The sequence below is a fragment of the Prochlorococcus sp. MIT 1314 genome, from assembly GCF_034093315.1.
Taxonomy (GTDB): Bacteria; Cyanobacteriota; Cyanobacteriia; order PCC-6307; family Cyanobiaceae; genus Prochlorococcus_A; species Prochlorococcus_A marinus_Y.
On sequence record NZ_CP139300.1, the window covers coordinates 1 to 12851 of the forward strand.

A 12851-nucleotide genomic window follows, 5' to 3' on the forward strand; every position below is an offset into this window, starting at 1 on the left:
TAAATTTGTCGTGATCTTGTGATTTGATAATGGCCAATTATTAAATTCCAACTAGATTAAATATCTAGAGAATAAAATTTTGCAAGCAACTAATCCTATTTGGGCGGAAGTTCAACAACAACTTCAAAAAACTTTAAGTAAGCCTTCCTTCGAGACATGGATAAGGCCTGCTAAATTTAATTGCTTTGAGAATGGCTTATTGACCTTAATTGCTCCAAATACATTTTCCAGTGATTGGTTAAGAAAGAATTATTGTGAAACTATCGAAAAAACTGCAAAAGAAATTTGCGGCCATGATGTAAAAGTTGTTTTTAAATCCGAAACAAATACCAGTACCGATTTAACAAATAAAGAGAACCTAAATCAACTGAATGTTAATCATAAAACAAAATCTTTTTCTAATAATTTCCAAGATAATTCTTCAAAAAATCAATTCAAAAATCCTAATGGTTTAAATTTGCGCTACGTCTTTAAAAGATTTGTTGTAGGTCCAAATAGTAGGTTGGCTCATGCCGCAGCTTTGGCAGTTGCCGAATCTCCTGGTAGAGAATTTAATCCCTTGTTTATTTGTGGTGGAGTAGGTCTTGGTAAAACTCATTTAATGCAAGCAATAGGTCACTATCGAGTAGAAATAGATCCAGAAGCAAAAGTTAAATATGTTTCTACAGAGACTTTTACTAACGATGTTATTAGTGGTATTAGGAGAGATGGAATGACAGCTATTCGAGATAAATATAGAAAAGTAGATTTAATTTTAATAGACGATATACAGTTCTTAGAAGGTAAAGAGTATACACAGGAAGAATTCTTTCATACTTTTAACGCTCTTCACGAATCAGGAAGTCAAATAGTTATTGCAAGCGATAGACCTCCAAATCAATTGTCGGGGATTCAAGAGAGATTAATTTCTAGGTTCTCAATGGGTATGACTGCAGATATCCAGCCTCCTGACCTTGAGACCAGAACGGCTATTCTTCAAAAAAAGGCAGAACAAGAGAGGATGAGTCTTCCAAGAGATTTAATTCAATTTATAGCTGGGAGATTCACTTCGAATATTCGAGAATTAGAAGGGGCATTTACTAGAGCTGTTGCATTCGCTTCAATAACAGGATTGCCAATGACAGTCCAATCAATTGCTCCAATGCTTGATCCGAATAGTGTCGGCGTAGTTGTAACTCCAAAACAAGTTATTAACAAAGTGTCAGAATTCTTTAAAGTTTCTACTGATGAATTGATTAGTTCAAGCAGAAGAAAACCAGTGAGTCAGGCTAGGCAAATAGGTATGTATCTTATGAGACATGGAACCGATTTAAGTTTACCAAGAATTGGAGATGAATTTGGGGGGAAAGACCATACAACGGTTATGTATGCTATTGAACAAGTTGAAAAAAAATTGTCTATTGATCCTAATATTGCAAGCCAAGTTCAAAAAATAAGAGATTTACTTCAAATAGATTCAAGAAAAAATTTATAGGTAATTAGAAATAAAATTACTAGGATCTTGATCATATCTATGGTTTAGAGGTATCTTTTCTATTACATTGTTATTACTTAGTAATTCGATTTTATTTAATGATTGTCTTAATAACCTTGCTGAAATAATTGGCATATCTCTTGGAACTGAGATTCTATTTTTTAAATATCTCAGTGATTTTCCTGAAAGTTTCTCAGGGATGTTTACTTTACCCGTGAGCATATGTGTCAATGCTGATCTCAATGATTCGTCAAAGGATTCCTTATCGTATGGATTTACTTTTATTAAATTATCTTTATGCTTTATTACTCTTTTAAGAGCAAGTTTAGCGTAATAAGCTGAATCATAATTTTTATTGAATTCAAAATTACCAAGACCCTGACCACTATCTATTGACTTAGAGAAATCCATCTGTTTTTCATTACTTTCTTTGTAACAGCCACCCATTTGTGGAGGTAAATCATGAGAGTGAGTATGAAAATCTCCTTGAGTTCCTCTATATGCACTTGTCCCTTCAAAAAGTGTTAGCCAGTTATCGATGTAGCGGTAATTAGACCTTAAATTAAACCCTTTATAATAGGTTAAAGAAGCATTCATTCTCTCCATATAAGGAATGAAAATTATATCTCCAACACCAGGCTCTATCTTACCTGTATTAGATACAGATGGATCAACAAACCCTGATTTTGATCTTTTCAACATTTCATCAAATTTAGAAATGGATTCTTTAAATCTTTTTTTTCTAAAAGAGTTATCAATAAAATTAAAGCTTTCTCGGCAAAGCCAATTACACCAAGATCTGAAAATTTCTCTTTCTAATTCTCGAGTTTTAATAAGGTGACTCGATGTTATAAAAGACCCAAGTGATCCAAACTTGTTTTCTAAAAAAGCTATGATATCATCGCTTTCAGTTATAACTTGACCTTTAAATTCAATTGCAGGTAATTTGCCAGATCGGACTTTATCAAGGAACCAACTTTCTTTTTGACCATAGCAAAACATATTTATTTTTATTACTCTGTAAGGAATTCTTTTATATTCGAGCCATAACCATATTTTTTGACAGTAAGGACACCAAGAATGCCTATCCCTATATAGGGTAACTATTACATCATTTTTGGTATGACCAAATAATCTTAAATTTGAGTAGGAATTATTAATACCATTGACTCTATCAAGATCTTCAAATTTATATTTATTTAAATCTTCCCATGTCAAAATCCCATTCATTCTTTGAATTAAAGCTATAAACTAACGTTATACTAATTGATTAAAAAAAGTCTTGGAATTTCAATTTGATTTAATTGTTGTTGGCGCTGGTTCTGGGGGACTGGCGGCAGCTAAACGTGCTGCTAGTTATGGAGCAAAAGTTGCAATCATAGAAGTAAATAAAATAGGAGGAACGTGCGTAATAAGGGGATGTGTTCCAAAAAAATTGATGGTGTACGCAGCTAAAAGCAAAAATAATATGGATTCTTCTGAAGGATATGGAATAAAAAGTGAGGACATAAGTTTTAATTCAAATATTTTGTTGAAGAATGTTAGAGAAGAGGTTTCCAGATTAAGTGATTTACATAGAAATTCTTTAAATAAATTAAATGTCACTATCTTTCAGGGCTTAGGAAGATTCATAACTCAAAATGAATTAGAGATAATTTGTCCGAGAACAAAGAAAATCTTAAATAAAGTAAGTTCAAAAAAAATTCTTATTTCAGTTGGAGGTAAACCAAAGAAATTGAATATTCCTGGGATAGAGTTTGCGTGGACTAGTGATGATATTTTTGAATTAGAAAAGTTTCCTAAATCAATATTAATAGTTGGAGGAGGATATATTGCTTGCGAATTTGCTTCTATTTTTAGTAATTTAGGTACTGAAGTCACTCAATTAATTAGAGGTCAACATTTACTTAATGGTTTTGATGAGGATCTGTCTTCATGCTTAGAAGAATCACCTACTTTTACTGGAATAAATATAATCTCCAATACTCAATTAAAGTCTATTAAGAGAGAAAATGGGAATTTGGAATCTACCTTGGATTCGGGTGATAAAGTCTTCACTAATGGTATCCTTATTGCTACAGGTAGAGAGCCAAATCTTTTCCCTTTAAATTTAGATTTTTTAAATCTAAAGATGGATGGCCAATATTTAGACGTTGATCAACTTAATCAAACAAGCAACGCTAATATTTTTGCAGTTGGTGATATCACAAACAGACCAAACTTAACTCCAGTAGCAATTGAACAAGGTAGAGTCTTTTCGGATAATTTTTTTAATAACCAAAAAAGAAAAGTAAATTATGAAAATGTCCCTAAAGCCGTTTTCACTATTCCAGAAATTTCCACCGTTGGTTTAAGTGAGAAAAGAGCGAAAGAGGTCTACTCTGAGAAAAATATAAAAATTTTTAAATGTAAATTTACACCTATGTCCAACACTTTTAAAGACAAAAAATCAAAATGTATGTTAAAGATTGTGGTTCATACACTAACTGACAAAGTATTGGGATGCCATATGTTTGGAGAAACATCATCTGAAATTATTCAAATGGTATCAATTGCATTAACTGCAGGCATAACCAAAAAAGACTTTGATAAAACTATGGCTTTGCACCCAACTATCTCAGAAGAGTTCGTGACAATGTATGGCTGAAATTATGATTCAGAAAATTTTAATTTTTCTTGAGTAAATAGAATTCCTATAAGTAATGAAAAGTAAATTATTAGACCTATTCTTAATTCAGAAAGATAATTAAATCCATTCAAGAAGAGTATTTTATCGAGAATGTAAAAAATATAAAGATTAAGCAAAATAAATCCTTCGATTCTGGTGATTTTTCCCTTGCTCCAAAAAATTGGTAGACATGCAAAGGTAGTTAAAACCATAAAGGGCAAGTCAACTTTTATTAGACTTTGTTCTATTACTAAACCTTTAAATCCTGAAAAAATACTACAACTTCCAAGAATTAGAAGTTGATTGAGCAAATTGCTTCCTATCACATTACCAATCGCAAGATCTGTTTTGCCTTTGAATGCTGCAATTATTGAGGTTACTAATTCTGGTAACGATGTCCCAGTGGCGACAATAGTTAAACCAATAACAATTTCATTTACACCCAAAAGAGTAGCAAGGGTTTGAGAACCGTTTACTAAAATATTTGAACCAAAGCTTAAAAGAAATATTCCAAATATCAACTTTAGTAAAATTTCTGGCTTACCTTTATAGTCATCTTTGAATTCTGCTATCTCTGGTTCAGCATCTTTTGTATCCTCTCCTTTCTCATTGATGGTATTAATTTCCCATATCGTATTTAAGGCTAAACAAAATATTAGAAAAATGCCTGCTTGCAATGTTAATAGGCCTGTTGATGACATTGCCCAAACCGCACAAGAAATGGCCATCAATAGAGGAACATCTCTTCTGACTATTCTGCTTTTTACCTTAAGAGGTGTTATCAACGAGCTTATACCTAAAACCACAAGAACATTGAAAATATTGCTTCCTATTACATTGCTAGCCGCCAGCGAATCACTGCCCTTTAAAATTGAACTTAAACTTACCAGTAACTCAGGAGAGCTTGTACCTAGTGAAACAACTGTTAATCCAATAACTATTTGAGGTATTCCTAAAATTAAAGATAAATATATGGCTCCTTGAATAAAGAACTCCCCACCTGCAAAAAGTAAAACCACTCCTAAAATTATTTCTATTATTGGGAAAAAAAAATCACTCATATTTAAGCTTTTATTTAGATAATTAAATTTTTAATAATTGATTAATAACTATCCTCGAATATCTATAATTTATTGTCAATTTTAATTTGCTGTTAAAATTGATTAAATAGTAAAAGTTTTGAAGACATTAACCATAATAAAACCTGATGATTGGCATTTACATTTAAGAGAAGGTCTTGTATTAAAAAATATTATTCATTTTACTTCAGAGTTGTTTGGAAGAGCTATCGTCATGCCGAATACTAAAAATCCCATAACATCTATAGATAGCGCTATTTCTTATAAAAAATCTATTCTTGAAGCTTTACCTGAAAGTTCTAAATTTGAACCATTAATGACAATGTATCTTACAGATGATACTGACAAAGAAGAACTAATAAATGGTTTCAAAGATAATGTCTTTTTTGCAGCAAAATTATATCCAGCTAATGCTACAACAAATTCCAGTCATGGAGTTAAGAAAATAGAAAATCTATATAAGATTTTTGAATCAATGCAAGATTCTGGCATGCCTCTTTTAATTCACGGGGAAGTGACTGATCCTGAAGTGGATATATTCGATCGAGAGGAAGTTTTTATAGATAGAGAACTTTCTCCAATAGCTGAAAGATTTCCAAAATTAAAAATTGTTTTAGAACATATAACAACCTCCTATGCAGTGGATTTTGTTCAAGAAAAAAATATTGGAGCAACTATAACTCCTCATCATTTACACATAAATAGAAATGCAATGTTTTTTGGAGGCTTAAATAGTGATTTTTACTGTTTACCAGTCGCTAAGAGAGAGAAAAATAGACTTGCTTTAAGGAGCGCTGCAACAAGTGGGAAAGAGTGTTTTTTCTTGGGAAGTGACTCTGCTCCACACCTTAGAAAGTGGAAAGCTTTTTGCGGTTGTGCTGGTATTTTTAATTCGCCAGTAGCAATAGAAAGCTATTTAACAGTTTTTGAAGAGGAAAATGCTCTAGATAATTTTGAGAAATTTGCAAGCTTGAATGGCCCTAGTTTTTATAATGTTCCCCCAAACAAAGAAAAATTAAAATTAGTTTCTAGATCTAATAAAATTCCAGAATTTATTGATGTTGTTGAAGAAAAAAATATTGTCGGACAAATAAAACCATTTCATGCTGGTGAAACTTTAAAATGGCAAGTAGAAGGTATAACAAATTAAAAAATTAGATTTAATCTGATCATTCAACAAAAGTGTAAATAATACAATTTTTCTTTCCTAAATGGATTACTTTCGGCTACGACTAGAAAGGGCAAATTCCTTTATGTGTGTGGCGTAATTGGTAGACGCGCCTGACTTAAAAACCAGAACGATTTTAATTCACTTAAGTACATAAACCTTTCGTGATTTGTAAAAAGCCAGTCGCACTCATACTTCTGGGCCTGTCCACTTAAGGACAAATCTCAACAACTTGATCTAGCGCGATCCATGCTTCTTTTTTTGAGCGTATGGCATTAAAAAAAGAAGCTAATTACCACTTATTTTAGATCGACTGTCAATCAATATATATATGTAAAGAAATCAATTTTTTAAATATTTCGAAAGATATTTAATACTAAGCTGCATTGATTTTTAAATAAATTTTGAAACACTTTATTTCTTTCCTTCCTTTTTTCTTTATGTCAATTCTTTCGTTAAGTTGTTCAAATAAACCCGTCGAAAAAGAAATGAAAATGCCAATGTTATTTGATACAAAAGAACAGGCTGAAAAAGAAGCTTATAAATTTGACTGTGAAGGCGCTCATCAAATGGGAGATAAATGGATGCCATGCAGTATTCATGAACATAACCATTAAAAAAGGAGCTAATTGCCCCTTATATTTCGAGAATTAAGTTATAGCGAGGATCTTAATCTATCAACTTTTAAATAGTTCTAGCACGTCCATTGGTCTCCAAAAAATGTAAATATTCGCATTTTTCTTGGTTAAATGGGTTACTTTCAGCTACGATTAGAAAGCGCAAATTCCTTTGGGAGTGTGGCGGAATTGGTAGACGCGCCGGACTTAAAATCCGTCGAGCGATTTAGCTCGTGGGGGTTCAAGTCCCCCCACTCCCATTATTTAATTATTTCTTTTTAGTTCTGACAATAACTTCCAATAATTGTTATGTTCTAACTAAGCAACCATAAATCAAATATGGAAAGTTTTTTCAATAATTCATTAGCTACTTTAATTGCATATATCGGAGTTATTTCCATCTATTTATTGGTTATTCCATTATTTCTATTTTACTGGATGAATAATAGATGGAATGTTATGGGCAAATTTGAAAGATTAGGAATTTATGGACTTGTATTTCTATTCTTCCCAGGTTTAATTTTATTTTCTCCATTTTTAAATCTCAGATTAAAAGGAAGTGGTAAAGGGTAAATAATTGACTAAAGGTAAAGTTATACAAATAGGAATATTCGTCTCATTAATAGGATTAATTAGTTTTGAACTTGCACCTCAAATTGGCATCGACAATTTTACAGCCACTACCATCTCGAGTTGTATCTTAATTCTGATTGTTATTACCTGGGTAACATCTTATGTTTATAGAGTTGTAAATGGAAAAATGACGTTTATGGAACAAAGGAAGCGTTATAGAAAAAAGTATGAAAAAGTTGTTAATGATAAACTAGAGACTAAGTTTAATTCGTTGTCAAAGGAAGAGCAGGAAAAACTAATGAAAGATTTAGAAAAAAATCTCTAAACTTTTCATAGGAAAGAATCTAAAATTCATGAAAGATAACAAAATGCAAATTACTAAAAATGAATCTTTATCAAAGGTAGATAAGAAGTTTTATGAGTTAAAAAATAATAAAAAATTAGCTTTGATGCCTTTTATTATGGCTGGGGATCCCAATATTGAAATAACCTCTGAGATCTTATTAAAGTTACAAGAAAATGGAGCTGATCTTATTGAATTAGGCATCCCATACAGTGATCCACTTGCAGACGGACCAGTTATTCAATTGGCGGCCTCTCGAGCCTTAAAGTCAGGTATTAACCCAAGAAAAGTAATTACAATTTTAGAGGATTTAAAAGGTAAATTAAATATTCCCATCATACTTTTTTCTTACTTAAATCCTTTACTATGTTTTGGCTTTAAGCAGTTTTGTGAGATGGCATCTAATGCAGGAGTTTCTGGACTAATAATTCCTGATCTCCCTTTAGAGGAAGCTTATAAATTTTCTAAAATAGTTAGTAAACATTCTATGGACTTGATTTTATTGGTTGCTCCAACTACTCCTTTTGAGAGAATGAAACAAATATCAAATCATACAAAAGGATTTACTTATTTAGTAAGTGTTACAGGTGTCACTGGTGAGAGAAACAAGATGGAAAATAGAGTAGAAAATCTTATTGCCAAATTAAAAGAGGTAAATACTAATCCAATTGCTGTTGGGTTTGGAATATCCACCCCTGAACATGTTAATAAAGTTCGTGAGTGGGGAGCAGATGGAGTAATAATTGGTAGTGCATTTGTAAAACGAATTTCTAGTTCAAGTGAAAAAGATGTCGTTGATAATGTTGGTCAATTTTGTAAAGATATGCGTTTAGCCGCTGATCAAAAAATATAAATATTAAGAGAGTATTTTCTTGAAAAAATTAACTAAATAGGGATTTGAAAAATTAATTATCAAATTTATGTTTGTTATCTTTAAGATTCTTCAGTAGGTAATAATCTTATTTGTTTTCTTCCAAGCTTAATTTCAAATTCATCCCCTGCTTTTAAATCTAAAAGTGCTGTATATGCTTTCCCAATCAAAAGGTTACCATTACCTTGAACTGTAGCGATGTAACTTAGTTTCCTTCCTCCTTTACCAATACCTGCAACTCCAGCATCTCCAAGATTAACTCCTTTTGCTTCTAAAAGTGCTTCATAAAATGCGGTGAAATTTAAGCGCTCACTACCATTTTTCTTAGTGGAAACGTATCCACATGCGCGAACAAGGTCGGACTTGCTAGCATCACCAAGTTCTTTGACTTTTGCAAGAAGATCAGTACCAGTGAGCATGATTAATTATAAAGAATGTTCTTCTTAAATAAGATAGCAATTTGTGTGTAATATATGCAATTATTTTAGTATATATTTATTGTATTAGTTATCTTTAAAAATGGAAAAGTTTGTTGTGTTTGGGAAGTACTGTGAAGATGCAATTATTAAAAGGGAACCTTTTCGTAAACAACATCTTAATAGACTTAAAAACTTAAAAGATCGCAATATTTTAGTTACTTTAGGGCCAACAAAATGTACTAAATATTTGTTTGGAATTTTTAATGCTAATGATGAAAATCAATTAAGAGATTTTATTGAAGAAGATATATATTGGGAGAAAGGTATATGGATTAATTATGATGTTTATCCGTGGCTTCAGGCTTTTTGAATATAATACATAATATATTCAAGTAATATATAGTATTTATTAAAGTAAAATTTATTTAAAGAAAATATTTAATTATTTTTACATTAATAATTAAATATTTTTTATGTAAAGGAATTAACGTGATAATTATTTATTCATAGGCTATTTTTTTAAGTGTGATCTATTTGTTTGAAATCTCGTTGTTAAGTCTGAAGATTATTTCTAGTTAAAATATAAGGTTCTGAAAAAATTTATTTACTTATATCTTGATTTATCTTGTTTACTAAAGAGTCGATATCTAATTGATTATATGGAGGTGCTTGTTTTGTCTCTCTATAATCATTCTTGATATTGTTTAACCAATTTTGTTCAATCTTTATGAGATTTTTTGCAATGTTGAACATACCGCCTTTTTTATGTAATTCTTTAATTTTTATAATTATTTCAGAAGTCCTGCTCGATTTAATATTTAATTCATTTGCTAAATCTTTTTGGCTTAATCCAAGAGATTTCAACCAATCTTTAATGAATGAGACAAGTTCTTTCTCTTCCTGTTGAGATAATCTACTCATTCAATAAAAAGGGAATAATTTATTAAGCTTGTTCTCTGCTCTTGCTCTTATTGAGGGAGTCATATATTTACTCCATATACTAAGTACCGCTGTAAGGGCCACAAAATCATCACTAAAACCAACTAATGGCATAAAGTCAGGGAAAAGGTCAAATGGCATAACTAAATAGGCTAGAGCAGCCATTAAGGAAACTCTTACTTTTGCCGGAGTATAAGGATCTATAGACATTTCCAAAACTTCTAAGGCAGGCTTGGCAATTGTTCTTCCTGCTTTAATAAGAATCTTTATAATGATATTCTCATCAATTGTTGAACTTTCTAAAACTTCAGCATCATAAATTTTTTCTTGGCTTTTGTAATTATCTTTCATCCTTGTAAATGAAATTTAAGAATTTTTAATGGAATTTTTAGCTAATACTATCAACTAATCCATTCTGTATGCCTGCTTTTCTAAGTTTTCTTAAGGCACGTTGAACTACTTGTCGGCAATATTCCCTACTACAACTCATATGTCTTGCCACTTCAGCTAAAGTTCTCCACTCATTTGAACCGTCTAAGCCAAATCTTAGGCTTACTATCTTTCTTTCTTTATCAGTTAAATTTGCTTTATCTAATAACTTCCAAGCAGAGGCTGTCCTTTCGGCTAATTCTGCTAATTCCATTGGAGGAGTTTGATCACTTGGAAGAATGTCAACTAACTCAGATGGATCTGATTTTGATTTAACAGTGCCTTGAAGACTTACAGTAATACTTCTCAATTCACAAGATAGAAGTTCTTCAACTTCCTCCTTGGTTATTTTCATTTCTTCAGCCAGCTCATTGCATGTAGGGGAGGTTCCCTTAATCTGCATAAGTTTTGATTTGGCTGATCTTAATTTTGTAAGTTTTTCATTAATATTTACAGGTATCCTAATTGTCCTACTTTGGGTTGATAATGCTCTATTTAGCCCTTGCCTAATCCACCAATAGGCATATGTTGAAAAGCGATGACCTCTTTTGGGGTCAAATTTCTCGACTGCCCTTATAAGGCCCTGAGTTCCTTCCTGAATTAAATCCAATAAATCTAATCCTTTACCCTGATATTTTTTTGCTAGATTCACTACTAACCTAAGATTGGCCTCTACCATGTCTTCTTTAGCTTTCATTCCACTTTTAATAGCTTGATTTTCTTCTTCGGAAAATATACAGGCTGGTCCTGTGCCTCCTGATAATTGACACCTATCTTTTAGAGCAACCATCGCCTGCACTTTTTTGCCCAGTGTGAGTTCTTCCTCAGGCGACAAAAGCTTTCTACGTCCAATTTCTACGAGATAATCGCTTAATGAACTCAAAATTTATTCCATTAGTAATATATTTAACTTATAGTCAATTTCTAAATAAGCTATACATGTAATAATTAATTAATAATTAATTAATAATTATTGATTAGTTAATTATTAATTAATAACTATTTACTATTAACTCAATTTTTTAATGAAATAATCCTAAATTTAATTATTTAATTTTTTTTCTTGATTCTAGTTCAGCAAGAACATCTCTCCACTCGACACCTTTGTACATAAGGGCTACTTGCAGATGATAAATTAAATCGGCAGCTTCACTTGAGATTGAATTTTTATTATTATCTTTGCAAGCCATTATAAATTCTGCAGATTCCTCTCCTATTTTTTTCAAAATAGTATTACTTCCTTTTGTTAATAAATAATTTGTGTAACTTTTCTCTGAAGGATTTATTGATCTATCGTTAATAGTATTGAATAATTCAGAGCAAATATTTGAGAAGGGAGTTGTTCGTTTCTCTTTTTTATCATTTTGGTTAATCTGGATTTCGTTGAAAAAACAACTTTTTTCGCCAGTGTGACAAGCCCCTGAACCATTTTGTTCAATTAAAAGTATTAGTGCATCATTATCGCAATCGAATCTTATCTTTTTAAGTATTTGGGTACTTCCACTTGTGGCTCCCTTTCTCCAAATTTCGGATCTTGATCTACTCCAGTAATGAACGTTTTTGGTCTCAAGAGTCTTTGTTAATGATTCTTTATTCATCCAAGCAAGCATAAGAATTGATCCGTCTAACCAATCTTGTGCTATTGCAGGGATTAATCCATAATTATCAAAGTGTAGATCTTCTATGGAAAAATTAGTTGAATAATTCATTATGTTTGGTATGTTAAATCCTACTCAGTATGTTTTATTAAAAATTATCCTAACAGTTAATTGATGTATATTCATTCTCTGAAATTTTCATGCAGTAAAAGTTATGATGATTTTCCCTGTTCACACAGGCAATGGCGCCATGAAGGCCACTGCAGGTTTGTACATGGATATTCAAGATCATTCACCTTTTGGTTTACTGCAAAAAAGTTAGACCCTAATGGTTTTGTTGTGGATTTTTCAAGTCTAAGGCCCCTTGAAAGTAAACTAAAGGAGCAATTTGACCATACATTTTTGATAAATAAAGATGATCCCTTACTGAGTTACTGGGAAAAATTACATAATTTAGAAGCTTTAGATTTGAGAATTATGGATAATGTGGGAATGGAGTTTACTTCTGAATTAATTTGGAGATGGGCTAATGAATACTTACAGGATAAGGATAAGGGAAGAACTTGTTGTTGGAAAACAGAATCAAAAGAAAATAGGTCTAATAAAGCAAGTTTTGAGAAAATTCCTGAGTGGTTTAAATCTTAGAATAAAATCATTGAAATTCAAGTATTGT

At 31.4% G+C, this 12851-nt stretch carries 16 protein-coding genes and 1 tRNA gene; 10 read left to right on the plus strand and 7 right to left on the minus strand.

The window, feature by feature from the left end:
• Nucleotides 1-79 precede the first annotated feature (79 nt).
• Nucleotides 80-1474, plus strand: coding sequence for a chromosomal replication initiator protein DnaA (dnaA, locus tag SOI86_RS00005; RefSeq protein WP_320681595.1), 1395 nt, complete (start codon nucleotides 80-82; stop codon nucleotides 1472-1474).
• On the opposite strand, the gene SOI86_RS00010 is transcribed toward dnaA, so the two are convergent.
• Nucleotides 1469-2704 (minus strand): glutathione S-transferase N-terminal domain-containing protein, encoded by a 1236-nt coding sequence (locus tag SOI86_RS00010; RefSeq protein ID WP_320681596.1) that lies wholly within the window; start codon nucleotides 2702-2704, stop codon nucleotides 1469-1471. The genes dnaA and SOI86_RS00010 overlap by 6 nt on opposite strands.
• A gap of 52 nt (nucleotides 2705-2756) precedes the next feature.
• On the opposite strand from SOI86_RS00010, the gene gorA reads away from it, so the two are divergent.
• The gene (gene gorA, locus SOI86_RS00015) at nucleotides 2757-4121 is read left to right on the plus strand and encodes a glutathione-disulfide reductase (RefSeq protein ID WP_320681597.1); all 1365 of its coding nucleotides are present in this window, start codon (nucleotides 2757-2759) and stop codon (nucleotides 4119-4121) included.
• 2 nt (nucleotides 4122-4123) lie between these two features.
• Here gorA and SOI86_RS00020 read toward each other — a convergent pair whose 3' ends face one another.
• Entirely contained in the window at nucleotides 4124-5203 is a 1080-nt protein-coding gene (locus SOI86_RS00020) for a calcium/sodium antiporter (RefSeq protein WP_320681598.1), read from the minus strand.
• A 118-nt stretch (nucleotides 5204-5321) separates the two neighbouring features.
• On the opposite strand from SOI86_RS00020, the gene pyrC reads away from it, so the two are divergent.
• The 6 genes from pyrC (at nucleotide 5322) to trpA (ending at nucleotide 8775) form a co-directional block, all read left to right on the plus strand.
• Entirely contained in the window at nucleotides 5322-6371 is a 1050-nt protein-coding gene (pyrC, locus tag SOI86_RS00025; RefSeq protein ID WP_320681599.1) for a dihydroorotase, read from the plus strand.
• A gap of 458 nt (nucleotides 6372-6829) precedes the next feature.
• Nucleotides 6830-7006, plus strand: coding sequence for a DUF3721 domain-containing protein (locus SOI86_RS00030; protein ID WP_320681600.1), 177 nt, complete (start codon nucleotides 6830-6832; stop codon nucleotides 7004-7006).
• 174 nt (nucleotides 7007-7180) lie between these two features.
• A tRNA-Leu gene (locus tag SOI86_RS00035) sits at nucleotides 7181-7266 on the plus strand.
• A gap of 79 nt (nucleotides 7267-7345) precedes the next feature.
• Complete coding sequence (locus SOI86_RS00040; protein WP_320681601.1) at nucleotides 7346-7579, plus strand: NAD(P)H-quinone oxidoreductase subunit L; 234 nt, start codon at nucleotides 7346-7348, stop codon at nucleotides 7577-7579.
• A 4-nt stretch (nucleotides 7580-7583) separates the two neighbouring features.
• The gene (locus tag SOI86_RS00045; protein ID WP_320681602.1) at nucleotides 7584-7904 is read left to right on the plus strand and encodes a DUF3007 family protein; all 321 of its coding nucleotides are present in this window, start codon (nucleotides 7584-7586) and stop codon (nucleotides 7902-7904) included.
• Between the two features lie 28 nt (nucleotides 7905-7932).
• Nucleotides 7933-8775 (plus strand): tryptophan synthase subunit alpha, encoded by an 843-nt coding sequence (trpA, locus tag SOI86_RS00050; RefSeq protein WP_320681603.1) that lies wholly within the window; start codon nucleotides 7933-7935, stop codon nucleotides 8773-8775.
• A gap of 80 nt (nucleotides 8776-8855) precedes the next feature.
• Here the strand turns inward: trpA and SOI86_RS00055 are convergent, their stop codons facing one another.
• On the minus strand, nucleotides 8856-9212 hold the full coding sequence (locus tag SOI86_RS00055; protein ID WP_320681604.1) for an AbrB family transcriptional regulator: 357 nt from the start codon (nucleotides 9210-9212) through the stop codon (nucleotides 8856-8858).
• Between the two features lie 100 nt (nucleotides 9213-9312).
• On the opposite strand from SOI86_RS00055, the gene SOI86_RS00060 reads away from it, so the two are divergent.
• A complete protein-coding gene (locus tag SOI86_RS00060; protein ID WP_320681605.1) occupies nucleotides 9313-9582 on the plus strand; it encodes a YciI family protein in 270 nt (89 codons plus the stop codon).
• A 230-nt stretch (nucleotides 9583-9812) separates the two neighbouring features.
• On the opposite strand, the gene SOI86_RS00065 is transcribed toward SOI86_RS00060, so the two are convergent.
• From SOI86_RS00065 to hisIE, 4 genes are all read right to left on the minus strand, one after another.
• On the minus strand, nucleotides 9813-10133 hold the full coding sequence (locus SOI86_RS00065) for a hypothetical protein (RefSeq protein WP_320681606.1): 321 nt from the start codon (nucleotides 10131-10133) through the stop codon (nucleotides 9813-9815).
• Complete coding sequence (locus tag SOI86_RS00070; RefSeq protein ID WP_320681607.1) at nucleotides 10134-10502, minus strand: YkvA family protein; 369 nt, start codon at nucleotides 10500-10502, stop codon at nucleotides 10134-10136.
• A 37-nt stretch (nucleotides 10503-10539) separates the two neighbouring features.
• Nucleotides 10540-11463, minus strand: coding sequence for an RNA polymerase sigma factor RpoD/SigA (locus SOI86_RS00075; protein ID WP_320681608.1), 924 nt, complete (start codon nucleotides 11461-11463; stop codon nucleotides 10540-10542).
• Nucleotides 11464-11626: 163 nt separating this feature from the next.
• On the minus strand, nucleotides 11627-12289 hold the full coding sequence (gene hisIE, locus SOI86_RS00080) for a bifunctional phosphoribosyl-AMP cyclohydrolase/phosphoribosyl-ATP diphosphatase HisIE (RefSeq protein ID WP_320681609.1): 663 nt from the start codon (nucleotides 12287-12289) through the stop codon (nucleotides 11627-11629).
• 63 nt (nucleotides 12290-12352) lie between these two features.
• Here hisIE and SOI86_RS00085 point away from each other — a divergent pair, with 63 nt between their 5' ends.
• Nucleotides 12353-12823, plus strand: coding sequence for a 6-carboxytetrahydropterin synthase (locus SOI86_RS00085; RefSeq protein ID WP_320681610.1), 471 nt, complete (start codon nucleotides 12353-12355; stop codon nucleotides 12821-12823).
• Nucleotides 12824-12851: the final 28 nt, after the last annotated feature.